We start from the raw sequence: 22,026 nt of genomic DNA on the forward strand, positions 1-22,026 counted from the left end.
TTACGCCCCTATTTCCCGCTGAACACCGGCTTGCGCTTTTCGAAGAACGCCTTGCGGGCTTCCTTGGCGTCCTCGCTGCCGAACGCCATGCGGATGTTGGAGAGCTCGTAGCGCAGCTGCTGCTCCATGTCGGTGGTCTCCAGCGACTTGACCATGCCGCGCTTGAGCAGGCGCAGCGTGATCGGCGACCATTCGCAAAGCTGGGCGCAATAGGCGGCGGTGCGTTCGGCGAGCGCCTCGTCGTCCACGACCTCGCCGGCCATGCCGAGCGTCACCGCCTCCTCGCCCTGGACGGTGCGGTTCTCCATCATGAAGCGCAAAGCGCGCTCATAGCCCATCGCCTGGGGCAGCGTGATCGTCAGGCCGGCGTCGGGCGAGCCGCCGATGCGGGTGTAGCCGGCCATCAGCCGCGCGCTTTTTGCGACGAGGCGCACGTCCGTCGCCATGGCGAGGCCGAGCCCGGCGCCCACCGCGACGCCGTTGATCGCGCCGACCACCGGCTTGTCGCAGCGCTTGCGGATCGCGAGCAGGAAATTGCCGACCCAGCTGATGTCGTCGAGCTGCGCGGTCTGCGGCGAGGCGGGATGGAAGCGGTCATTGCCCGAAAGGTCGAGGCCGGCGCAGAACGAGTCGCCGCTGCCGGTCAGCGCGACGACCCAGACGTTATCGTCCTTCGCCGCGTCCTCGATGGCGGCGACGATGCCCCAGGCCAGCGCGTTGCTGAGCGCGTTCTTCTTCTCCGGCCGGTTGAGGACGATGGTGCGCACATGGCCGTGGTCCGAGATCTTGATGACGTCCGACATTCGAAATTCCTCCCGCGGCGGGTTTGGGCGCATTGTTCGTCGCCAAGGCGGCGGAAGCAACGCGAAATCGCGCGGCATTGCCCCTGCGACATGGCCCGAATAGGCTCGGCGCTTCCCAGCGGGGCTGCTTGTGCCGCATCCCATTCGATTCCTTCCGTTGCGTCTGGCCGTTGCCGCGCTGGCCGCGTTCGTCGTCGTGCCCGCCCATGGCGCCGACGATGCCGGCCTCGCGCGCATGGCGGCGTGCCAGGATTCCTGGCTCGACTGGCAGAAGAGCAATCCGGCGAAGCTGAAGGCGTTCGGCGATCGTTTGCGCGCGGGCTTCGAACGCGGCGACAACGATCCCTTTGTCGTGCCGAAGGCGGAGGTCTCGGTCGACGGCTTGCGCATCGCGCAGGCGTTTCCCGAGAGCGTCGGCATGGGCGTGGGCTTCTCGCTTCTGGTCGATGCGAAATTCGATACGGCGAAACGGGCGCTGGAGCGGCGCGTCGGCAAGCCGCTCGCGCACTGCGAGGCCAGCGACGGCATGCGGAGCTGCGAAATGCCGATCGCCGAACAGCGGACGCTGACGGTGATGGCTGAGGACGATCCGAAGACGACGCAGACGCTGATCGGGTGCTATTATTTCTACGAGAAGTAAGCGGCGGTGCGTTGCGAGGTTCGTTGCGGTGAGTTTTATAAACGGTGTCATGGCCCGCGAATGCGGGCCACCCAGGTGACGTTTGCATCTTCTCACAATTTTGAGCGCCCCAACCTTTCGAGCAGACTGCCGCTTTCAACTGGGTGGCCCGCATTCGCGGGCCATGACAACCTTTATTTTTGCGCGCCCGCCTTGCCGATGGCGTCCAGCCTGGCGAGCACGTCTTGGGACAACACGATGTCCGCCGCCGCCAAATTCTCGCGCAGGTGACCCACCGACGACGTGCCGGGGATGAGCAGGATGTTCGGCGAACGGTGCAGCAGCCAGGCAAGCGCGACCTGCATCGGCGTGGCGCCGAGCCCCGCCGCGACCTCGGACAGGATGTCCGACTGCAAGGGCGAGAAACCGCCGAGCGGGAAGAACGGCACATAGGCGATGCCCAGCCCCGCCAGCTCGTCGATGAACGCGTCGTCGGCGCGATGGGCAAGATTGTAGAGGTTCTGCACGCATACGACCGGCGCGATGCCGCGCGCCTCCTTCAACTGCGTGGCCGTCACATTGCTGAGGCCGAGATGGCGGATGAGGCCCTGGCGCCGCAGGTCGGCCAGCGCCGAGAATTGCTCGGCGATCGATTCCTCGCCCGGCTCGTGCATGCGACCCATCGCCCGCAGATTGACGACGTCGATCGCATCGATGCCGAGATGGCGCAGATTGTCGTGCACCGCGCTGGCCAGCTCGGCCGGCGCCATCGCCGGTAGCCACGAGCCGTCTTCGCCGCGCCGCGCGCCGACCTTGGTCACGATGGTCAGGTTCCGCGGATAGGGATGCAGCGCCTCGCGGATCAGAAGGTTGGTGACATGGGGACCGTAGTAATCGCTGGTGTCGATGTGATCGACCCCGCTGGCGACGGCTTCGCGCAGCACGGCGACGGCCGCCGCCCGATCCTTTGGCGGCCCGAAGACCCCGGGGCCGGCGAGCTGCATCGCGCCATAGCCCATGCGGTTCACGGCGCGGTCGCCGAGGGAATAGGTGGGCGTGTCGGGCATGTCGGGTCTCCTGAAAGGTACAACGGGAATGTGGGGCCGTTGGCATCGCGCGATAATCCCGTATAATCGGCACGGGTCGTGCGGAATTTCGAACAATGGATCTGAACGATCTTTCCGCCTTTATGACGGTCGTGCGCGCGGGCGGGTTCCGCGACGGGGCGCGGCTGACCGGGCAATCGCCCTCGGGCCTCTCCGAGGCGGTGCGCCGGCTGGAGGCCAGGCTGGGCACGCGGCTGATCAACCGCACGACGCGCAGCATCGCGCCGACCGAGGCGGGGGCCCGGCTGTTCGAGCGGCTGGCGCCGGCGCTCGGCGAAGTCGAAGCCGCGCTGGACGTCGTCAACGCCTTCCGCGAGCGGCCGACCGGAACGCTGAAGCTCAACGTGCCCGGCAGCGTCGCGGTCCTGGTCCTTCCCGCGATCGTCCCGGACTTCCTCAAGGCCTATCCCGACATCAGGCTGGAGGTCGTGGTCGAGGAAGGATTCGTCGACGTGCTGGCGGCCGGCTGCGATGCCGGCGTGCGCTATGACGAGCGGCTCGAACAGGACATGATCGCGGTGCCGATCGGGCCGCGCATTCAGCGCATGGCCACCGCCGCGGCGCCCGCCTATCTCGCGGCGCGCGGCAAGCCCGAACATCCGCGCGATCTGCTCGGCCATGCCTGCCTCAAGGGCCGCTTCGCCAGCGGCGCCTCGCCGCCCTGGGAATTCGAGCGCGACGGCGAAATCATAAAGATCGATCCCGCCGGTCCGCTCGAAGTGCGGGTGGGCGCGGGCAGCGACCTCATCGTCGACGCCGCGATCGCCGGACTTGGGATCGTCCATCACTTCGAGGCGTGGCTGCGGGCCGCGCTCGACAGCGGCGCGCTGGTGCCGGTGCTGGAGCCGTGGTGGCAGGAATTTTCGGGACCGTTCCTTTATTATCCCGGCCGCCGCCATCTGCCGGCGCCGCTGCGGGCGTTTGTCGATTTCATCAAGAGCAAATGACGGCCCGCCGCGCCACATTACGTCTCCGTTAAACCCTAAAGCCTTGATTGCGCCGCAAATATGGGCGACGAACGCGCCCGATGGCTGGCAACGAACCCCTTGAGGCGATTTCGCGGAACGTCCAGGCGCTCGCCGACTTCTTCGTCAAGCGCCGCCGGTTCTTCGCGCCGCTGCTCGCCATCCTGACGACCGCGGTCGCGGTGCCGCTGGCGCTGCTCCTGATGGCGCCGACCATCCTGTCCTGGTTCGCCTCGCCGCTGGACATGTCCAAGGACCTTTACGCCGTCAACCGGCCCATCGCGTTCACTTTCCTCGATGCCGAGGGCAACGAGGTCGGCCATCGCGGCGCGATCATCGGCCAGCGCCTGACGCTGGAGCAGATGCCGGCCTATGTGCCGGCCGCCTTCATCGCCATGGAGGATCGCGACTTCTATTCGCATGGCGGCTTCTCGGTGCGCGGGCTGGCGCGCGCGCTGTGGACCAATTGGCGCGCCGGCCACACGGTGCAGGGCGGCTCCACCATCACCCAGCAGACGGTCAAGATCGTGTTCCTCTCCCAGGAGCGCACGATGAGCCGCAAGATGGAGGAGCTGGTCGACGCCGCCAAGCTGGAGAAATCGCTCAGCAAGAAGCAGATCCTGGAACTCTATCTCAACCGCATCTATCTGGGCTCGGGCGCCTATGGCGTGGACGGCGCGGCGCATGTCTATTTCAACAAATCGGCGAGCGAACTGACGCTGCCCGAGGCCGCGATGCTGGCGACGCTGACGCGCGCGCCCTCGGTCTTCTCGCCCCGGCGCGATTTGGTGCGGGCGCAGGCGCGCGCCGCCGTGGTGCTGCGCGCCATGGTGGAGACCGGCGCGATCACGCAAGGCCAGGCCGACGCGGCCAAGGCGAGCCCCGCCATGGTCGCCGACCGCGAGGGCCGCGACACGCAGAACTACTACTTCGACACCGCGGCCGACGAGGCGATGCGGCTGGCGACCCGCGACGGCGTGGCGCCGAACGAGGACCTCATCGTCCACACCACGCTGATCCCCAAGATCCAGAACGCGGCGCGCGCCGCCGCCCAGAAGGTGATCGCCAAGAGCGGTCCCAAGGCGCATGCCAGCCAGGCCGCCGTGGTGGTGATGACGCCGGACGGCGCGGTGGTCGCCCTGGTCGGCGGCACCGATTACGACGAGAGCACCTTCAACCGCGCCACCCAGGCGCATCGCCAGCCGGGCTCCGCCTTCAAGCCCTTCGTCTATCTCGCGGCGCTGGAGAGCGGGTTGACGCCGTGGGACCAGCGCGAGGATCAGCCGGTCGATATCGGCGGCTGGACGCCGACCAATTTCGGCGGCCGCTCCTATGGCACGATCACGCTGGCCGACGCGCTGGCGCATTCGGTCAACACGATCACCGCCAACCTCGCCCAGGAAGTCGGCGTCGACAATGTCGTGCTGGCGGCGCAGCGCCTCGGCATCGAATCCAAGCTGACGCAGAACGCCTCGCTGGCGCTCGGCACATCCGAAGTCACGCCGCTGGAGCTGACGCGCGCCTATGCGGTGTTCGCCAATGGCGGGCTCAAGGTCTATCCCTATTTCGTGACCGAGATCGACGATCGCGGCGGCAATGTCCTCTATCGCAGGAAGCCCGCCGACCAGCCCGAGCGGATCGTGGCGAGCCATGTGAACCGCGACCTCGTGGCGATGCTGAACGGCGTGGTCCTGCACGGCACCGGCATGTCGGCGGCGCTGGCGGGGCACGACGCGGCGGGCAAGACCGGCACGACGCAGGATTTCCACGACGCGTGGTTCGCCGGCTTCACGCATGACTATGTCGCGGCGGTGTGGGTCGGCAATGACGATTCGACGCCGATGAAGGGCGTGACCGGCGGCTCGCTGCCGGCGCAGATCTGGAAGGCGACGATGACGGTGGCGGAGAAGGGACTGGCCTCGACGCCGCTCGACAAGTCCGACGTGCAGCCGCCGACGGATTCCTCGACCATCTTCGGCGACTCCGGCGACGTCTATACGCCGGCCACCGGCGACGACGAGTCGGGGAGCGGCGGTTATGGTGGCGGGCGCGGTTCGCATGACGGCGACGAGCAGCCGCCGGCGGACGCCGACGGCAACCACGGCAATTTCTGGGACTGGCTGTTCAACCGCCGCGGCCGCGATTCCGACGGACGGCCCGTGCAGCAGCAGCAACAGCAGCAGGACGGCGCGCCGCAAGACGGCGACAGCCAGAACTCGGACGGCAACGGCCGGGAATCGAATTAGACCCGTTTCGGTTTGGGTTGACTCGCCAAAATATGGTCCGTCATCGCCCGCTTTATGCGGGCGATCCAATTTTGGCGCCCAAAAAATGGATTGCCCGGACAAGCCGGGCAATGACGAACTCCATTTGGGTAATTTCAGACCGAAACGAGTCCAACGTGCCTTCGGCGAGATGACTCACGCGGAGCCGCAGGAGAACGCGGAGTTCGTTGCGATCTCGGCGACTTGGCCTTCTTGCCATCAACTTCCCGCTGTCATCCGCCGCGAGTTCTTGGCGACAGCATACGAACGGCGGATCCAGGTGAAATCCGCGCCGCCGGCGCAAGCGTCACCTGGGTGCCCCGCATTCGCGGGGCATGACACCTTCTTATTATTTCGGACCACAAAGTTCTTGAGCGCGGCAAGCAACGGAATTCGCGCCGCCCGGCCCGCGGGTCGAGGCACAGCGTCAGCGGAACAGCGCGACGATGCCGATCACGAGCTCGGCCAGGATCAGCACGACGATGAGAAGCTCCAGCCGCGTGGAGCGCGCGGTGTCGATCATGTCGGTGAAGGTCTCCGCCACCGTGCCGATCACGCCGAGCTTGCCGTTGAGCAGCGTGCCGCGCTCGATGATCTCGTACTCGTCTTCCAGCCTGGCGTAGAAACGGCCGAGTTCGGGATGATCCCACAGGATGTCCGGCTTTTCCGCGAACGCGATGCGGCCGGAGACGCGGTGCTGGGCCAGCAGCGCCGAGCCGACCAGGCGCAGCATCGGCCGCTTCATGTCCGGCACGCGGCCGGTGGTGGCAAGCGAGGAGGCGGCGGATTCGATGGTGTCGAACACCTGCGCGATCTCGCGCTCGTAACGGGCGAGCGCGACGCTCTTTGCCAGGATGTCCGCAAGCACCAGCACATAGGGCAGGCTGAGCGTCTTCATGCGGAGGATGCCGTCCGGCGCCGGCCCGTCCTCCGCGCCGGCGGTCTCGAAATCCACCCGCTCTTCCTCGACCGGCGTGGCATGGCGCACATCGCCGTCGAATTGCGCCAGGGCCGCCGCCTCCTCCGCCGCGTCGAGCCCGACGAACACGACCACGCCATAACGGAAGGCGACGACATAGCCCGCGCCCGCGCGGTAGCTGAACGGCGCGGCCGACACGACATGGGCGAAGCGGGCGCGGTCGATGGCGAGGCGTTCGCCAAGCAGCACGGCGCGGGCACGGCCGCGCGCCGCGGTTTCCGTCCGCACCAGAGGGTCCACAAGGCTCATGCCTTAGTATGCGCGCGCGGCGGCGGCCTGCCCAGCCGCAAGCGAAGGAATGTCATGGCCCGCGAATGCGGGCCACCCCGGTGACGCCTTGCACGACGCGCGCAAGATTGTGAAAGTCGTGGACCTCCCGACAGCGTGCAGAACCCAACTGGGTGGCCCGCATTCGCGGGCCATGACACGGGGTTCTTGGATGAGACAAAGACCTATTCTCCTCGCACTTCTCGCCGCACTAGTCATGACGGCCACGCCGGCGGCGGCCCGTCTTGTCCAGCCCATGCCGACCATTCCGGCGGTTCTATCGCCGCCGATCAAAATCCGCTTCGTCACCGACTGGAAGGCGCAGGCCGAGCATGGCGGGTTCTATGAGGCGCTGGCCGAGGGGCTGTACAAGAAGGCCGGGCTCGACGTCGTCATCGTCGAGGGCGGACCCACGGTGAACGTGCCGCAGATGCTGGCCGGCGGCGCGGCCGATCTGGGCATCGGCTCGGACTGCTTCATAGCGCTCAACCTCGTGCGCCAGCGCGCGCCGATCCGGGCGGTGATGGCGATCTTCCAGAAGAACCCGCAGGTGCTGCTCACCCATCCGCGCGCCGACGTGAAGCGGCTGGCCGACATGAAGGGCAAGCCCATCCTCCTGTCGGACGCGGCGACGGTGGCGTGGTGGCCGTGGCTGAAGAAGAAATACGGCTTCTCCGATTCCCAGATCCGCAAATACACTTTCAACCTGGCGCCGTTCATCGTCGACCCGTTGGCGATCCAGGAGGGCTATCTGTCGAGCGAGCCCTATACGATCGAGACCCAGGCGCATATCCGGCCGCAGGTCTTCCTGCTCGCCGACAACGGCTTTCCCGGCTACGCCAACATGGTGTTCGCGCCGCAGAGTTGGATCGACGGCAACCCCAAGGCGGTGCAGGCCTTCGTCGACGCGACGCAGCGGGGCTGGCTCGATTACCTGAACGGCAATCCGGCGCCGGCCAACGCGCTCATCAAGCGCGACAATCCGGAGGAGAGCGACGCCTTGATCAAGCAGGCGATCGCCAAGCTGAAGGCCTATGGCATCGCGATCTCGGGCGACGCGGTGACGCTGGGGCTGGGCACGATGACGGACGCCAAATGGAAGGAATTCTTCGATACGATGGTGAAGGACGGGCTGTACGATGCCAGGCTGCCCTACAAGCAGGCCTACGATCTGCGCTTCGTCCGCGCCATGCCGATGAATTTTCAGTAGACCGGACGTGCCGCCGCTCCTCCTCTCCCTTTCCGGCATCGCCAAGCGGTTCGACTCCGGCACGCAGGCGATCGGGCGCCTCGATCTCGATGTCGCCGATGGCGAGTTCGTGTCGCTGGTCGGGCCGTCGGGCTGCGGCAAGTCCACGGCGTTGCGCATCGTCGCCGGATTGCTGAAGCCCGACGCTGGAACGGTGGCATTTCCCACCGGCAAGCCGGAAATGAGTTTCGTGTTCCAGGAGCCGACGCTGATGCCCTGGGCCCGGGCGCTGGCCAATGCGCGGCTGCCGCTCGACCTCAAACATGTGAACCGCTCCGAGGCGAGCGACCGCGCGGCGCGGGCGCTCGCCCGGGTTGGGCTGGCGGGATTCGAGAAGGCGTTTCCGCGCGAGCTTTCCGGCGGCATGAAGATGCGCGTCTCCATCGCGCGCGCCATCGCCGCCGAGCCGAAATTGCTTTTGATGGACGAGCCCTTCGCGGCGCTAGACGAATTGACGCGCCAGGCGCTGAACGACGACCTCTTGAAGCTGAAGGCGGAGGACGCGCTGACCGTGCTGTTCGTCACCCACAGCGTGTTCGAGAGCACCTATCTGTCGTCGCGCGTGGTGGTGATGACGCCGAGGCCCGGGCGCGTTGCCGCCGAGGTCGCGCTGGCGCCGCCGCCGGCGCGCGACGAGGCCTGGCGCCTGACGCCGGAATTCACCCGCGAGGCGGCGCGCGTGTCGGCGGCGCTGAAACAGGCGATGGCGGCATGAGCGCGCGTCACGACCGCTTCTTCTTGCGCGGCGACGGCTTGCGCCGTTTCACGAGCTTGACGAGTTCGTCGTTGATGCGCGTGCGCCAGCCCGGACCGTCCTCCTTGAACGATTTCACGACGACCGGATCGAGGCGGAGCGAGACATGTTCCTTGGTCTCTTCGAGTTTGGGGCGGCCGAGACGGACGCGCAGCCGCTCGGCAGCCTCGATCAATTCAGGCATGACCTCACGCACCGGGCGGGCGTTGCGGAAATCCTCCGCAGTCCACTCCGGATTCTCATCATCCGGCACGCCATATTCCGGCGGCCGGTTTTTTTTCTTACGAGCCATACAGTCTCCTTTCCATCCGGTTGGCGCGGCGGAAGCTCATGATGCGAAGCGCACCGGCTCGGCGCGTGAATGCGATCGAGCAGAGAACGCCGTCCATCGTCAAAAAGGCGCGATACCGATCCTCGCCATAGTCGAAGCGGTGATCCGGGAGAATGCTCGCCCGCGCCCAATCGAGCTTGGCCGCATTGACAAAGTCGAGCCCATGCTTGGCCAGGTTCGACAGCCGCTTGGCTTCGTCCCATTCGAAGTCCATCGCTTTATTGTAGCACGAAAAATCCGGGCGTCCGGACTTTTCGTGGCACGGAAAAGGGCTGCGGCATGAAGACCTGGGCCCGCTATGCCGTGCCGGCGCTGGTGTTCGCGGCGGCGCTCGCCTTCTGGGAATGGCGGGTGCATGCGCTGGGCATCTCGCCGCTGGTGCTGGCGACGCCGAGCGAGATCTGGGCCGCGTTCTTCGAACATGCCGACATCCTGCTGCCGGCGCTGCTGTTCACCGTGAAGATCACCGCCGCCGCCTTCGTGCTCGCCACCGTCGCGGGGGTCGGGCTCGCCGTGCTGTTCAGCCAGAGCCGGCTGATCGAATACGCGCTCTATCCCTTCGCCGTGGTGCTGCAGGTGACGCCGGTGGTGGCGATCGCGCCCCTGCTGCTGATCTGGATCGGCTACGACAATGTCAGCGAGGTCCTGGTCGTGCTGGCCTGGATCATCGCCTTCTTCACCGTGCTGTCGAACACGATCACCGGCCTGCGCTCGGCCGACCACAACCTGATCGACCTGATGAAGCTCTATGGCGCGTCGCGCTGGCAGGTCCTGTGGCGGCTGCAACTGCCCGGCGCCCTGCCCTATATCCTGACCGGCATGAAGATCTCCGGCGGCCTGGCGCTGATCGGCGCGGTGACGGCGGAGTTCGTCGCCGGATCGGGCACCGATCTGGGGCTCGGCTGGGTGATCACGCTCGCCAACCGCAATCTCGACACCGCCCAGGAATTCGCGGCACTGGCTTTGCTGTCGATCCTCGGCATCGCGATCCTGTTCGCGATGACGGCGCTGGAATGGGCCCTCCTGCACCGCTGGCACGAAAGCGCGGTCAAGCGGGAGGGTTGACAAATATGGTAATTATGCCATATTGCCATGCATGAAGAATTAAGACCGGTCGTTTGGCTTGCGAGCAGCCGCGATGACATCGCGGAAATGCCGAAGTCTGTTCGAGGCTCTTTCGGAATTCGTCTGCAGGATATTCAGCGCGGTCGAATGCCGCCGGGAACCACTGCCCTGACACAGTTCGGCCCGGGCGTTTTTGAAATGCGCGAAAGTCACCACGGAAACGCGTTTCGGATGATGTATGTGTTGAAACTGAGAAAAGCGATCTACGTTCTGCACGTCTTCATGAAGAAATCGAAGTCCGGCATCGGATTGCCGAAGCCGGATGCGAATCTGATCGCAGCACGCCTGAAGCGCGCGAAGGAGATGGATGCGGAAAACTAAGACGACCAAGAAGATTGCAGCCTGGCCCAGTAGCGGCGATGTTTTTATTGACATGGGTTTCACGTCGGCAGAAGCCGAGGAACTCAACGCCAAAGGCGCTTTGATCCGCGCGATCGACGATACGATTCGACTCAGAAAGCTCACGCAGATCGAGGCCGCGCGCCTGTGCGAGACCGATCAGCCTACTCTATCGAAGGTCCTGCGCGGCCGTGTCGAGAGCATCACGATCGATCGTCTGGCGTACTGGCTGCGTGCGCTCGGCCGAACTGTCGAGATCAAGATCAGACCGTACAGCGCCACGGCGAAAACCGGCCAGTTGCTGACCGTTTCCTAACCCGGCCGTTTCATCGGCACCAGGCGGACGGTCGAGGAGCCCTTGGCGAGGATCTCGCCTTTCTCGTTCCGGATCAGGCCTTCGAGGAAGGCGGTGCTGCGGCCCCGGCGCTCGATCCAGGCTTCGGCGACGATCAGGCCGGGCGCGGCCGATTGCAGGAAGGAGACCTTGATCTCCAGGGTCAGCGGCGAGAACTCGAACTTGGTCTGCGCCATCACGACATAGGCCATCGCCGCGTCGATCCAGCCGGTGACGAAGCCGCCCTGCACGATGCCGCCGGAATGGCACATCTCCATCCGCGCCCGGTAGTGGATGATCGCGCGGCCGCTCTCGCCGTGGTCGATCACCTTTTCGAGGCCGAGACTGTGCGAGAGCGCGTGCGGCTTTGCCTCATGCTCGGCGCCGGTCATGCGGGGACCTTCGCGGCGGGCGCGGATTCGCGCAGCGAGAACATCGCGACCAGGCTGACCACGGTCATGAGCAACAGATACCAGGCCGGCGCCAGCGCGTTGCCGGTCACGTGGATCAGCCAGGCGATGAAGGCCTGGGTGGGGCCGCCGAACACCGTGATCGAGGTGGCATAGACGGTGGCGAAGATCGTGCCGCGCACCCTTTTGGGCAGCGCCTCGCCGAACGCGACATAGAAGGCGCCGGAACTGACGTTCAGCAGGATCGAGAGCACCGCCGTGCCGAACAGAAGCGCGCTGGTCGAATGCCAGTTCACGATGGCGAGGAACACCGGATAGACCGCGAGCAGGAACAGGCCGCGCGAGGCGATCATCAGCCGCTTGCGTCCGAACAGGTCGGAGAGCAGCCCGCCGGCCAGCGAGGCGGCGACGCCGAACGCGCCGTTGACCAGGGTCGCCGCGAAGGACGGCGAGGCCGCCATGTGCAGCGTGACGCGCGCGAAGGTCGTCATGTAGTTGAGGACATAAGTCGCCACCGTGCCGCCGGCGAGGATGGCGAGTCCGGTCAGGATGGCGCGGCCATTGTCGTGCACGACACGCAGCACGCCGCGCGCCTTGGCGTCGTAATGCGGCAGGTGGTCGGGATGGTGCAGCGTCTCGGGCAGCGAGCGGCGGATATAGAGGCCGAACGGCAGGGTCAGCGCGCCGAGCAGGAAGGCGATGCGCCAGCCATAGACGTCCAGCCGCGCCTCGGTCAGCACCAGCGCCAGGAGCACGCCGATGCCGCCGCCGGCGACGCTGGCGATGCTCTGGCTGGCGCTCTGCCACGAGGCGTAAAGGCCGCGGCGATTGATCGGCGCGCTCTCGACGAGATAGGCGGTGGTCGGGCCGACTTCGCCGCCGAGCGCGAAGCCCTGCAAGAGGCGGGCGCAGACCGCGAGGATCGGGGCCGCGACGCCGATGCTGGAATAAGACGGGATCAGCGCCAGAGCGAGGATCGCGATACCCATCAGCGAGAAGCTGACCAGCATGGCGGCGCGGCGGCCGACGCGGTCGGCATAGGCGCCGATGACGATGCCGCCGACCGGGCGCAGCAGGAAGCCGGCCCAGAAGGTGCCGAGCGAGGCCATCAGGCTGCCGAATTCGGTCTGGGTCAGCCCGCCGGGGCCGGAGGGAAAGAACGCCTGGCCGATGGCGACGGAGAAGAAGGCATAGGTCGTGAAATCGTAGAATTCGAGTGCGTTGCCGATCACCGCGGCGCCGACATGGCGGCGCTTGATGACGGGCGGGCTGGCGGCGGCGACGTCGGACACGGAAACCCCGGATGGCGGCGGAGCGCCTAGCTTTGCACGGAACGGGGGCGGCGTGTCCATTGTGCCCTACTGTCATGGCCCGCGAATGCGGGCCACCCAGGTGAGACGTCACTGTCGGTGCGATTCAAGCGAGCCCGAAACATTCCACACCGGCGCGGTTTCACCTGGGTGGCCTGTATGTGTGTTCTTGCGGGCTTGTTAAGCTTGCCGGTGCTGCCGTAGCGCGCTGGGTGGCGGAACGATCCTTCGGATCGGTTCGAGACGCGGGTTTGCGCACGGCGGCATCGTAGGAGTTTGTCCGGACAGTCAGAAGGGCCGTCGCCGTGGCGGCGAGCCCGCATACAGGCGAGGACCATCTCATGACAGCACTTTGTGTTGCCGGGATCGACGTGTCGAAGGCCCGGCTGGATGTTTTTGTATTGCCGCAGCGCATCTCGTTGGCCTTCGACAATGCCGGGCGCGGGATCGCGGCGCTGCGCCGGCAATTGCAGCGTCGCGGCGTGCAGCGGGTCGTGCTGGAGGCCACCGGCGGGCTCGAGTATCCGGCCGCCCGGGCGTTGAGCGACGCCGGCCTTCAGGTCGCCCGCGTCCAGCCCGGCCGGGTGCGCGGCTATCGCAACTTCCTGGGCCGGCGGGCCAAGACCGATGCCCTCGACGCCGAACTCATCGCGCGCTTTGCTCTGGCCATGCCGGAGGATGACATCCGTCCCATTCCCAGCCAAAAGGCCGAAGCGATCCGCGGCCTGTCGGCCCGGCGCCGCCAACTGGTCGAGCTCCTGGTCCAGGAGAAGACCCGGCTGAAGATGACGCGCGACCGCTTCGTCCTTCAAAGCCTGCGAACCGTCATCGCCGGCCTCAACGCCGAACGCTGCCGCATCGAGGCCGCGCTCGCCCAGGCGATCGCGCAGGACGACGCCATCCGTCACAGGAACGAGCTGCTGCGCACGATTCCGGGGATCGGACCCGTCGTGGCATCCGTCCTCATCACCGACCTGCCCGAGCTGGGAAGCCTCAACCGCCATCAGGCCGCCAGCCTGGCCGGTCTTGCCCCCCATCCCCAGCGCAGCGGAACATCCCTGCGGAGCGATCATATCGGCGGCGGCCGCTCTTGCGTGCGAACCGCAGCCTATATGGCGGCGGTCTCCGCCATCCGCTGCAATCCCACCTTCAAGGCCTTCTATCGGCGGCTCGTCGACGCCGGAAAGCCCAGAAAAGTCGCCATCGTCGCCGTCGCGCGAAAGCTCATCGCTCTGGCAAACAGCATCGTCAAAGCCGATACCCCCTGGCATCCCGCCAAAATGCTTGACTGACAACACAGTCACCCGCATGCGCGGGCCATGACACCGATAGATTGGGAGAGGGCATTCATCCTTCCACCGGCAACTCCGTCGATCTGCCGAGAACGCGCAGCACCGCGAACAGCACCAGCCCGCCGATCATCCAGAGCACGCCGGCGATCTTGGCGTTGGCCTCGGCGTTGACCAGCACTGTCGCCACAATGGCCAGGCCGATGCCCGGCAGCACCAGATGCCGCAGCCAGTCGCGGCTCTGCTTGCGCCACAGGAACCAGGCCATGACCGAAACATGGAGAAGAAGAAAACCCACCAGCGCGCCGAAGCTGACCATGGATGTGAGCAGCTCCAGCTTGTCGACCAGGAAGACGCCGAGCACCAGCGTCACCGCGGCCACGGCGAAGATCGCGCGGTCGGGCACGCGGCGGTGCGGATTCACATGCGCGAGAAAGCGCGGCAGCTTGCCGTCGCGCGCCATGCTGAAGAGCAGCCGCGCCGTCGCCGCCTGGGCGGTCAGCGCGCCCGCGACTCCGGCCACCGCCGCGACCGGCACGGTCAGGAGGAATTTCAGCCAATAGCCGCCGATCGCCTGGGCGATGTCGTAGAAGGCCGCGTTGGTCGGATCGCCGGGCGGAAAGCCGGTGCGGCCGAGCACGAAGAGCGAGGCGAGCCAGGTCTGCGCCACGAACAGCACGGCGGAGACGCAGAGCGACGCCATGGTGGCGCGGGCGACGGCGTGCGCGCCGCCGCGCGATTCCTCCGACAGGGTCGAGATCGCGTCGAAGCCGAGGAAGCTCAGCACCGCCAGCGACAGCGCGCCGAAGAGCAGGCCGAAACTGGCCTCCTTCGGATTGTAAAGCGGCAGCGCCGTCAGATGCGCCCCGGCGATGCCGTGGACGAGCGCGAGCACACCCACCACGGCGAAGACGCAGAGGACCGCGAGCTGGAACACCAGGAGATAGACATTGGTCTTCGCCGTGGTCTCGATCCCGAAATAGTTCACCAGCGTGGCGAAGGCGAGGAAGGCCACCACCACCGTCCAGGCCGGCAACAACGGAAACGCTGCGTGCACCGCGATGGCGGAGGCCACGTAGTTCAGTGTCGGCAGCAGCAGATAGTCGAGCAGGATCGCCCAGCCGGCGAAGAATCCGGCCGCCGGGCCGAGCGCGTGCGCCGCATAGGCATAGACCGAGCCGGCCACGGGAATGGCGCGGCTCATCGCCATGTAGGACAGCGCGGTGAACACCATGGCGATAAGGCCGATGGCGTAGACCAGCGGCACCATGCCGTGGCTGGCGTTGTACACGATGCCGAACACCGCGATGGGCGCGCCCGGCACGATGAAGACCAGGCCATAGACCAGAAGATCGAACAGGCTGAGCGAACGCTTCAGCTCCTGCTTGTAGCCGAAGGATTCTATCCCGGCGGCGGTGTCGGTCACGCCGCGGCTCCGGTCGCGGCCAGGCGGCGGCGGTTGGAGAACCAGTAGAGCAGCAGCCCCACCACGCCCATCGCGACGGCCGAGGCGACGATCTTGAAGACGGCGGCTGCCGGATGGGCCTCGCCCGGCCCCGGCACCAAGGTGCAGGCGATGGCAAGAAGCGTCGACACCATGCCGATCCAGCCGAAGACGAGGCTGGTCCTTGCTCCGCCCGGCGGCGCCCAGGCGCCGGCGACGGGCGCGAGGCGGGCCGTCTTCAGATAGACGGCGAACATGAAGACATAGGGGATGGTGGCGGTCAGCACGCCCGTCGCCACCATGAAGTCGTAGGCGCCGGCGACGCTGGCGCCGGCCTGGCTGAGCACCACCATGACCGCCGTCATCGCCGCCTGGAACAGGATGGAGACGGTCGGCGCGCCGGTCTTCGGATTGCGCCGCGCGAACGCCTCGGGCAGGAAGGCATCGATGCCGGCCGCGAAGGGCAGCCGCGCGCCGACGCCGAACCAGGCGGTGAACTGGCCCAGCATGGAGAGCGCGAACAGGCCGATCACCGGCACCGCCCAGCCGCCGGCGCCGACATGGGCGAGGCCGAGGCGCAGCGCGTCGGGAAAGCCGCTCAGCCGCGTCAGCGCGCTTTGCGGCAGGATCACCAGGAAGGCGACGGTCCCGGCGATGTAGATGAAGGCCGAGCCGAGGCCGACGATGGTCAGCACGCGCAGGATGCTTTTCATGCCGCCTTCGACCTCGTTGCGCAGGAAGGCGACCGCTTCGACGCCGCTATAGGCGAAGACGATGGTGCCCCACAGGATCGCGGTGTCGAAATTCAGCGACGGGAAATAGGACGCCGCCGCGAACGCCGTGGCGCTCTCGCCCCGCGCGGCGAGGACGATGCCGACGGCGAGGATGACGGCGAGCACGGTCCAGCCGCCCAGCGTGCCGAAATTCGGCAGCCATTTGCCGTAGCGCAGCCCCGCGAGCTGCACGCCGGTGACCAGCGCCAGCAGGCCCAGCGAGATCGCGAGATAGGACAGCGTGTCCTTGGGATCGCCGCCGAGCGCGGCGAGGATCAACCCGCTCAGGAAATAGAGGATGCCCGCGAAATAGGGGAGCTGCGCGATCCAATAGGACCAGCCGCAGAGATAGCCGGCCATCGGGCCGAGCCCATGGCGCGTCCAGGCATAGATGCCGCCTTCGCCGTCGAACCGCGCGGTCAGCTCCGCCGTCGCCGCCGCCAGCGGCAGGAAGAAGGTGGCGAGCGCGAGCAGCCAGAGCGGCAGCGAGGACGGACCCACCGCCGCGGCGACAGCGATCCAGCGCATGCCGGTGCCGAGCGCCAGGGTGTAGAGCGCCGCGTCGGCGAGTTTGATCTTGGGAGGCAACTCAGCCATGGAACGTCCTTGCATGCGAAAGCTCGGCCTGTTCGGCGGGCGTCAGGAACAGCGCGGCGGCGGCGGCGAACCGCTCGGCCGCGCCGGCCTTGTCGCCCGACCACAGCAAGGCCTCGCCCCATTTCAGATGCAGCCTTCCCCAATTGGGCGCGTAGCGCGCCGCCTCTTCGAACTTCGCCAGCGCCAGGTCGGAGCGGTTCGTCGCGATCAGCGCCTCGCCCCACATTTCAAGCGGATCGGCGAAGCGCGGGCCTTTCCCATGCGCGCGCGCGAGCTTCGCGATGGCCGCGCCGGGCTCGCCCTTGGAAAGCAGCATGCGGCCCCAATCGGTGTCCGCGAAGGGAATATGCGGCGAGCGGTCCGACACCAGCTTGAACCAGCGCGCCGCCCCGGCCCAGTCGCGCGCCGCCGCCTCGACGCGGCCGCGTGCCAGGGCGCAGCCGTCGCAATCCGTCCGCGTGGCCGCGATCGTCGCCCGCGCGGCGGCGAGCTGGCCGCCCCGCGCCAGCGCTTCGGCCCACAGGGGGAAAAAAAATATCTCGCGATCCAGTTTTTCGCCCGGGTCGGCCGCGCTGAGCGCATCCGCCTTGGCGGCCAGCGCGATCGCCCGCGGGATATCGCCGGCCGCGAGCGCGACATAGGAGCGCGTGAACGCCGCGGCGAAGTTCAGCCGGCCCCTGCTGTCGGCGGCAGGCGCCCGGTCGAGGGCGCGCTGCGCCTGCTCGATGTCGTGGATACCGGCGTACAGAAATCCAAGTCCGCTCGCATCGCAGGCGCCTCGATCCGGGCCGACCATTTGGCGGCACGTCGCGATCGCGCCGAGCCCGTCGCCCTGATCGGCCAGCAGACCCGCGCGCATCGAGACGGCGGTCGCGGCGGCGGCGGCGGGATCGATCTCGCCATGCGCGGCGCGACCCGCGACGGCGAGGAAAGCCTTCGTCCCGACGTAGAGCGCCTCGTTATGGTCGACATTGTTCGCCGCCGCGACATGGGCGAAATGGGCCACCGGATTGGCCGGATCCAGCGCCAGCGCCATCGCGCTGTGGACGGCGAGGGCGTCATTGTCGCCCTTCCAGAAATCGAGATAGGTCCAGCTCAAATAGGCGGCGACGCGATGGGCGGCGTCGCCGGTCGTGCTCTCGCGCCGAATGATCGCCAGCGCCTCGGCGAAGCGGTTGTGCGAGGAAAGATAGTCCGCGAAGCGCAGCGGCCGCACCGCGGCGAACATGTTCTCCGCCGAGGCCTGGATCAGCGCGTCGAGCCCGTCCGCCGGACCCTCCGCGGTGACGCCCGGCCTTCCGTCATAGCGCACGGTGACGGCAAGGCCCTTGGCCGTGTGCACCAATTCGCCCGAGACATGCGTCTCCTGGCCGAGCCAGGCGCGCAGCAGCCGGTCGATCTCGCCGATGGAGACGCCGGTCGACGGAATCTCCACCCGCACCTCGTCGGGGGCGCGGCCGTGATAGCCGGAGAAGTCCTCGCTGAAGGTCAGGATGCCCGCGTCCATCGCGCCGAAGCGGTCGAGCACGCGCGCCGCCAGCACATTGCCGGTCATGCCGGTCTGCGCGATGTCGGGCGGCACCGAGAAGGCGTCGACGACGAGATCGCGATCCTGGGCGGCGTTCCACACCATGGTGCCAAGGCCGGCGACGACCAGCAGCACGACCAGGGCGACGGAAAGCTCCAGCGCGAACTTCGCCCAGTCGCTGAAGCGGCGGAACCGCAGGTGCGACAGCTCGAAGGCGTTCTGCTCCAGAAGATTGGCCTTCTGCAGGCGGGTGAGATCGGTCTGCTCGCGCAGATAGGCGCGCGCGTCCGCGGCGAATTCGGGAGCGGCGCCCAGCGCAAGACCGGCCGCCGCCGCGCCAGTCGCATCCGACGGCCTCGCGCTGTCGCCGTCCTCAGACATGGTCTCCCTTCAGCCGCGCGAGGATCGCGCGGTCGGCGGGTGTGAGGAAGAGCGCGCCGGCTAGCGCGAACTGCTTCCGCGCGCCGGCCGCGTCGCCGGTCCACAGCAAGGCCTCGCCCCATTTCAGATGCAGGTGGCCCCAATTGGGCGCGAAGCCGTTCGCCGCCGAGAATTCGGCAAGGGCGAGGTCGGAGCGGTTACTGGCGATCAGCGCCTCGCCCCACAATTCCATGACGGGGAAGTCGTGCGGGCCGCGCTCCAGCGCATGGCGGAATTTGACGATGGCGGCGTCGGGATCGCCCTTTTGCAGCAGGATCTCGCCCCAGTCGCCGAACGCGAACGGGGTCGACGGCGCGGACGCGGCGGCGCGCGCGAACCAATAATCGGCCGCGCCCCAGCGATGCTCCCGCGCGGCGACATGGCCGCGGGCGCGCAGGCAGATGTCGCAATCGGGCGGCATCGGCGCCGCCGCGGCGTCGGCGGCCTTGAAGTCGCCGGCTTCGGCATAAGACCAGGCGAGCAGCGGATCCACGGCCCTGAGGGTGAACATGACCCCGATCGGCCCGAGCTGCTTCAGGTTCGATGCGAGAAGATTGCCTTGCGCGATCGCCTCGGGCCAGATTTCGAAGGTGGCGGCGGCCTGCTGGATGTTGGCGGTGCGGTTGAGCGCCCGCACGCTGCCGCCGATCGAGGCGGTCGCGTCCAGGGCATCCTGGTAGCAGGCATAATCGTGCAGCGCGGCGCACAGCCCGATATCGGAAACACGCTGCTGCGCCAGGCTGCCATTGCTGTTGCCCAGCGCCTCGGATTGGCGGTTGAGGCGCGCCGCTTCGGCGACGTCGCCCAGCGCCTCCGCCCGCCCGCCGCGGTTCTGCATCTCGAGGATGCGCACGTCGAGTTCGCCCATGGTCGCGTCGCGGCCGCCGCGCGCCGTCATCTCCAGGGTCTTCTGGGTATAGAACAGGGCCAGCTCGTCATGCTGCATCGAACTGTGGTTGGCGGAGAGATTGCCGTAGATCAGGGGAATGTCGGGCTTGACCGCCAACGCCCGCATGAGCGATGCGTTGGAGCCGTTAAAATCGCCCGCGCCGCTCCTCTGCGCGGCGATGCCGATATAGGCCCAGGCGCGGTCGTCGACCGAGGCGCCGGCGAGCAGCGTCTGGTAGATCGCGCTCGCCTCGGCGGCGCGGCCGTGATTGTCGAGATAGACGGCGTAGCGATAGGGCTGGGTGGTGCGGTAGACCGCCTCGGCGGATTGCTGGACCAGCTTGTCGAGCTCCGCATCGCTGCCATGGACCGTGGTGGCGGGCTGGCCGCCGACCCGCGCGGTGACGGCCAGGCCCTGCCCGTCGCGATAGATCTCGCCGGTGATGTGCGTCTCGTTGCCCAGCCATCGCGCGAGATAGCGGTAGAGCTCGCCGATCGAGACGCCGGTCTCGGGGATCTGCACCTTGATGTCGGAGCCCCAATTGTTGACGTAGCTCGACGCGGCGCGGTTGGAGGTGGTCTGCGCCTGCAGGCTGGTCAGCCGGTCGAGCACCTTGCCGGCCACCACCTCGCCGGTCAGGCCGCGGTTCGCGAGCTCCGGCGGCACCGAGAAGGCCTCGATGACGAGGCCGTTGTCGTGGCTGGCGTTCCACAGGGCGGCGGCGACCGCGGCCCCGATCACGATGACGATGAGGGCGACGACGAATTCGAAGGCGAGTTTCAGGACCGCGCTGGTGTAGTCGACGAATTGCGACCAGTTGCGCAGGCGTTCCTCTTTGTGCTCGCGCGCGATCTGCAGGCGGGTGAGCTCGGTCTGCTCGGCAAGATAGGCGTCGGCGCGCGCGCGGCTGGCGGCGGCCAGGGCCACCGCCGGCCCTGCCCCCGAAGCCTCGCCCTGCGGTTCGGAATTCGTCTCGTCGCCCATCCGGGGACGAGCGTGCCAGCAGCGGCGGGAGGGCGCAATCGGCTAGGGGATGGTCCAGTTTTCCAGGACAAGGCCGGGTATGCCCGCGAAATCGGCCTGATTGTTCGTCACCAGCGTGGCGCCCAAGCTGAGCGCGTGCGCGGCGATCATGCGGTCGAAGTCCTTGCCGCGCGCCCAACCGACATCGGCGATGATGCGTCCGTAGCGCCGGGCCGCGTCCGCATCGAACGCCACCACCGGAATGCGCGCGACGAGCTCTTCGAGCCTTGCCTTTCGCAGGTCGGCTTGCGGTCCGGCCTTGAAGAATCCGCGTTGCAATTCGGCGAGGACGATCGCCGATATCGAGATGGAACCGTCAAACTCGGCGAACTTCGCGAGCACGGGCGCCGACCCGTCGCGCGCATATATGACCGTGTTGGAATCGAGCAGATAGAGCAAAGGCCGTCAGTCCCATTCGCGTTCGGGGACTTCGGTGCGCTCGAGCAATTCGATCGTGTCCGGCTTCGGCATCCGGTTCAGGATGTCGACCAGTTCCCGAAGGCCTCCGGCGGCGGGGCGAATTGTAACGGTATCGCCGTGGCGCGTGATCTCCACCTCCGTGTTGACCGGATAGGCGATTTCGGCGGGCAGGCGAACGGCATTGCTGTTGCCGGACCGGAAGACTTTGCTGCGCATGGCGATTTCCTCAACGGATGCCAGGCTAGCACAGGGAGGCTTTCATGTATATACGCGTATATACACCGGAAAGACGGCCGGAGAGCCTATCTACACAAGAAAAATGTCATTTTTTGAAATTCACACAAACTCTCTGTGAAGCATTGAAGTTTGCCGCCCGGCATGTGATCTACCGCCATGGCCAAAATCCAGGACCCGCAGATGCTGACCGCGAACCGTCTGGTCGACGGGGACGTTCTGTATTGGAAGGGTGGCGACTGGGTGCTGACGCTGGCGGCGGGCGACGTGTTCGCCGATCCGCGGGATGCCGAGGCCGCGCTGGCGGCGGCGCAGAAATATGTGACCGGGAACGTGGTGGTGGCCCCCTATCTGTTCGACGTGAAGCTGGTCGGCGGCGTCGTCAGGCCGGTCAAGGAGCGCGAGATCATCCGCGCCGCCGGTCCGACGGTCAGGCTGGATCTGGGAAAGCAGTCGGCGTGATGCGTGGTGTGATCGGATTTTTCACGCGGAGCCGCGGAGAACGCGGAGGAATATGGGCGCTCCGCGCCTCCGCGCCTCCGCGTGAACCCTTT

The 22,026-nt window shown here is 67.1% G+C and carries 23 protein-coding genes; 10 read left to right on the forward strand and 13 right to left on the reverse strand.

From position 1 onward, the window contains the following. Positions 1–8 precede the first annotated feature (8 nt). On the reverse strand, positions 9–803 hold the full coding sequence (locus WDM86_07780) for an enoyl-CoA hydratase/isomerase family protein (protein MEI9989923.1): 795 nt from the start codon (positions 801–803) through the stop codon (positions 9–11). A gap of 157 nt (positions 804–960) precedes the next feature. On the opposite strand from WDM86_07780, the gene WDM86_07785 reads away from it, so the two are divergent. Then, a complete protein-coding gene (locus WDM86_07785; GenBank protein ID MEI9989924.1) occupies positions 961–1,443 on the forward strand; it encodes a hypothetical protein in 483 nt (160 codons plus the stop codon). Positions 1,444–1,616: 173 nt separating this feature from the next. On the opposite strand, the gene WDM86_07790 is transcribed toward WDM86_07785, so the two are convergent. Then, positions 1,617–2,489 carry an aldo/keto reductase family oxidoreductase gene (locus tag WDM86_07790; GenBank protein MEI9989925.1) on the reverse strand — a complete coding sequence of 291 codons (873 nt, stop codon included), beginning with the start codon at positions 2,487–2,489 and terminating at the stop codon, positions 1,617–1,619. Between the two features lie 95 nt (positions 2,490–2,584). Here WDM86_07790 and WDM86_07795 point away from each other — a divergent pair, with 95 nt between their 5' ends. Next, on the forward strand, positions 2,585–3,475 hold the full coding sequence (locus WDM86_07795) for a LysR family transcriptional regulator (GenBank protein ID MEI9989926.1): 891 nt from the start codon (positions 2,585–2,587) through the stop codon (positions 3,473–3,475). Positions 3,476–3,555: 80 nt separating this feature from the next. Next, the gene (locus WDM86_07800; GenBank protein ID MEI9989927.1) at positions 3,556–5,739 is read left to right on the forward strand and encodes a PBP1A family penicillin-binding protein; all 2,184 of its coding nucleotides are present in this window, start codon (positions 3,556–3,558) and stop codon (positions 5,737–5,739) included. Between the two features lie 445 nt (positions 5,740–6,184). Here the strand turns inward: WDM86_07800 and WDM86_07805 are convergent, their stop codons facing one another. Continuing rightward, positions 6,185–6,964, reverse strand: a complete 780-nt coding sequence (locus tag WDM86_07805; GenBank protein ID MEI9989928.1) for an RMD1 family protein — start codon at positions 6,962–6,964, stop codon at positions 6,185–6,187. Between the two features lie 256 nt (positions 6,965–7,220). Here WDM86_07805 and WDM86_07810 point away from each other — a divergent pair, with 256 nt between their 5' ends. Beyond that, positions 7,221–8,213: an ABC transporter substrate-binding protein gene (locus tag WDM86_07810; protein MEI9989929.1), complete on the forward strand. Its 993-nt coding sequence runs from the start codon at positions 7,221–7,223 to the stop codon at positions 8,211–8,213. Positions 8,214–8,220: 7 nt separating this feature from the next. After that, positions 8,221–8,967 (forward strand): ABC transporter ATP-binding protein, encoded by a 747-nt coding sequence (locus WDM86_07815; protein MEI9989930.1) that lies wholly within the window; start codon positions 8,221–8,223, stop codon positions 8,965–8,967. A gap of 7 nt (positions 8,968–8,974) precedes the next feature. Here WDM86_07815 and WDM86_07820 read toward each other — a convergent pair whose 3' ends face one another. Both WDM86_07820 and WDM86_07825 read right to left on the reverse strand, forming a co-directional pair. Continuing rightward, positions 8,975–9,298, reverse strand: coding sequence for a BrnA antitoxin family protein (locus tag WDM86_07820; protein MEI9989931.1), 324 nt, complete (start codon positions 9,296–9,298; stop codon positions 8,975–8,977). After that, a complete protein-coding gene (locus tag WDM86_07825; GenBank protein ID MEI9989932.1) occupies positions 9,288–9,551 on the reverse strand; it encodes a BrnT family toxin in 264 nt (87 codons plus the stop codon). Before WDM86_07825 ends, WDM86_07820 begins: the two co-directional genes overlap by 11 nt. Positions 9,552–9,616: 65 nt before the next feature. Here WDM86_07825 and WDM86_07830 point away from each other — a divergent pair, with 65 nt between their 5' ends. Genes WDM86_07830 through WDM86_07840 form a run of 3 tightly spaced genes read left to right on the forward strand, consistent with a single transcriptional unit; the run spans position 9,617 to position 11,117 of the window. Then, complete coding sequence (locus tag WDM86_07830; GenBank protein ID MEI9989933.1) at positions 9,617–10,402, forward strand: ABC transporter permease; 786 nt, start codon at positions 9,617–9,619, stop codon at positions 10,400–10,402. 27 nt (positions 10,403–10,429) lie between these two features. Then, a complete protein-coding gene (locus WDM86_07835) occupies positions 10,430–10,783 on the forward strand; it encodes a type II toxin-antitoxin system RelE/ParE family toxin (GenBank protein ID MEI9989934.1) in 354 nt (117 codons plus the stop codon). Further along, a complete protein-coding gene (locus WDM86_07840; protein ID MEI9989935.1) occupies positions 10,770–11,117 on the forward strand; it encodes a helix-turn-helix transcriptional regulator in 348 nt (115 codons plus the stop codon). The genes WDM86_07835 and WDM86_07840 overlap by 14 nt, the downstream gene beginning before the upstream one ends. On the opposite strand, the gene WDM86_07845 is transcribed toward WDM86_07840, so the two are convergent. Both WDM86_07845 and WDM86_07850 read right to left on the reverse strand, forming a co-directional pair. Continuing rightward, positions 11,114–11,527, reverse strand: coding sequence for a PaaI family thioesterase (locus WDM86_07845; protein ID MEI9989936.1), 414 nt, complete (start codon positions 11,525–11,527; stop codon positions 11,114–11,116). The two genes, WDM86_07840 and WDM86_07845, sit on opposite strands and share 4 nt — an antisense overlap. After that, positions 11,524–12,837 carry an MFS transporter gene (locus tag WDM86_07850; protein ID MEI9989937.1) on the reverse strand — a complete coding sequence of 438 codons (1,314 nt, stop codon included), beginning with the start codon at positions 12,835–12,837 and terminating at the stop codon, positions 11,524–11,526. Before WDM86_07850 ends, WDM86_07845 begins: the two co-directional genes overlap by 4 nt. A gap of 359 nt (positions 12,838–13,196) precedes the next feature. Between WDM86_07850 and WDM86_07855 the strand changes: the two genes are divergently transcribed. Then, entirely contained in the window at positions 13,197–14,147 is a 951-nt protein-coding gene (locus WDM86_07855) for an IS110 family transposase (GenBank protein MEI9989938.1), read from the forward strand. A gap of 55 nt (positions 14,148–14,202) precedes the next feature. On the opposite strand, the gene WDM86_07860 is transcribed toward WDM86_07855, so the two are convergent. The 6 genes from WDM86_07860 to WDM86_07885 are packed head-to-tail and all read right to left on the reverse strand — an operon-like array spanning position 14,203 to position 21,454. Beyond that, positions 14,203–15,570, reverse strand: a complete 1,368-nt coding sequence (locus WDM86_07860) for an APC family permease (GenBank protein MEI9989939.1) — start codon at positions 15,568–15,570, stop codon at positions 14,203–14,205. Continuing rightward, the gene (locus WDM86_07865) at positions 15,567–16,958 is read right to left on the reverse strand and encodes an APC family permease (GenBank protein MEI9989940.1); all 1,392 of its coding nucleotides are present in this window, start codon (positions 16,956–16,958) and stop codon (positions 15,567–15,569) included. The genes WDM86_07860 and WDM86_07865 overlap by 4 nt, the downstream gene beginning before the upstream one ends. Then, on the reverse strand, positions 16,951–18,867 hold the full coding sequence (locus tag WDM86_07870; GenBank protein ID MEI9989941.1) for a hypothetical protein: 1,917 nt from the start codon (positions 18,865–18,867) through the stop codon (positions 16,951–16,953). The genes WDM86_07865 and WDM86_07870 overlap by 8 nt, the downstream gene beginning before the upstream one ends. Then, positions 18,860–20,779, reverse strand: coding sequence for a hypothetical protein (locus WDM86_07875; GenBank protein MEI9989942.1), 1,920 nt, complete (start codon positions 20,777–20,779; stop codon positions 18,860–18,862). Before WDM86_07875 ends, WDM86_07870 begins: the two co-directional genes overlap by 8 nt. Positions 20,780–20,821: 42 nt before the next feature. Continuing rightward, positions 20,822–21,217 carry a type II toxin-antitoxin system VapC family toxin gene (locus WDM86_07880; GenBank protein ID MEI9989943.1) on the reverse strand — a complete coding sequence of 132 codons (396 nt, stop codon included), beginning with the start codon at positions 21,215–21,217 and terminating at the stop codon, positions 20,822–20,824. A 6-nt stretch (positions 21,218–21,223) separates the two neighbouring features. Continuing rightward, positions 21,224–21,454, reverse strand: a complete 231-nt coding sequence (locus WDM86_07885; protein MEI9989944.1) for a hypothetical protein — start codon at positions 21,452–21,454, stop codon at positions 21,224–21,226. Positions 21,455–21,631: 177 nt separating this feature from the next. Here WDM86_07885 and WDM86_07890 point away from each other — a divergent pair, with 177 nt between their 5' ends. Further along, positions 21,632–21,934, forward strand: a complete 303-nt coding sequence (locus WDM86_07890) for a DUF2849 domain-containing protein (GenBank protein MEI9989945.1) — start codon at positions 21,632–21,634, stop codon at positions 21,932–21,934. The last annotated feature ends 92 nt before the right edge of the window (positions 21,935–22,026 follow it).

Source organism: Rhizomicrobium sp. (assembly GCA_037200045.1).
Classification (GTDB): domain Bacteria; phylum Pseudomonadota; class Alphaproteobacteria; order Micropepsales; family Micropepsaceae; genus Rhizomicrobium.

What these genes read in the sequence shown, in the direction of transcription:
- WDM86_07780 (MEI9989923.1), bottom strand. Translation starts at nt 803, where the DNA reads ATGTCGGACGTCATCAAGATCTCGGACCACGGCCATGTGCGCACCATC.
- WDM86_07790 (MEI9989925.1), bottom strand. Translation starts at nt 2,489, where the DNA reads ATGCCCGACACGCCCACCTATTCCCTCGGCGACCGCGCCGTGAACCGC.
- WDM86_07795 (MEI9989926.1), top strand. Translation starts at nt 2,585, where the DNA reads ATGGATCTGAACGATCTTTCCGCCTTTATGACGGTCGTGCGCGCGGGC.
- WDM86_07800 (MEI9989927.1), top strand. Translation starts at nt 3,556, where the DNA reads ATGGCTGGCAACGAACCCCTTGAGGCGATTTCGCGGAACGTCCAGGCG.
- WDM86_07810 (MEI9989929.1), top strand. Translation starts at nt 7,221, where the DNA reads ATGACGGCCACGCCGGCGGCGGCCCGTCTTGTCCAGCCCATGCCGACC.
- WDM86_07820 (MEI9989931.1), bottom strand. Translation starts at nt 9,298, where the DNA reads ATGGCTCGTAAGAAAAAAAACCGGCCGCCGGAATATGGCGTGCCGGAT.
- WDM86_07825 (MEI9989932.1), bottom strand. Translation starts at nt 9,551, where the DNA reads ATGGACTTCGAATGGGACGAAGCCAAGCGGCTGTCGAACCTGGCCAAG.
- WDM86_07830 (MEI9989933.1), top strand. Translation starts at nt 9,617, where the DNA reads ATGAAGACCTGGGCCCGCTATGCCGTGCCGGCGCTGGTGTTCGCGGCG.
- WDM86_07835 (MEI9989934.1), top strand. Translation starts at nt 10,430, where the DNA reads ATGCATGAAGAATTAAGACCGGTCGTTTGGCTTGCGAGCAGCCGCGAT.
- WDM86_07840 (MEI9989935.1), top strand. Translation starts at nt 10,770, where the DNA reads ATGCGGAAAACTAAGACGACCAAGAAGATTGCAGCCTGGCCCAGTAGC.
- WDM86_07845 (MEI9989936.1), bottom strand. Translation starts at nt 11,527, where the DNA reads ATGACCGGCGCCGAGCATGAGGCAAAGCCGCACGCGCTCTCGCACAGT.
- WDM86_07855 (MEI9989938.1), top strand. Translation starts at nt 13,197, where the DNA reads ATGACAGCACTTTGTGTTGCCGGGATCGACGTGTCGAAGGCCCGGCTG.
- WDM86_07865 (MEI9989940.1), bottom strand. Translation starts at nt 16,958, where the DNA reads ATGGCTGAGTTGCCTCCCAAGATCAAACTCGCCGACGCGGCGCTCTAC.
- WDM86_07870 (MEI9989941.1), bottom strand. Translation starts at nt 18,867, where the DNA reads ATGTCTGAGGACGGCGACAGCGCGAGGCCGTCGGATGCGACTGGCGCG.
- WDM86_07875 (MEI9989942.1), bottom strand. Translation starts at nt 20,779, where the DNA reads ATGGGCGACGAGACGAATTCCGAACCGCAGGGCGAGGCTTCGGGGGCA.
- WDM86_07885 (MEI9989944.1), bottom strand. Translation starts at nt 21,454, where the DNA reads ATGCGCAGCAAAGTCTTCCGGTCCGGCAACAGCAATGCCGTTCGCCTG.
- WDM86_07890 (MEI9989945.1), top strand. Translation starts at nt 21,632, where the DNA reads ATGGCCAAAATCCAGGACCCGCAGATGCTGACCGCGAACCGTCTGGTC.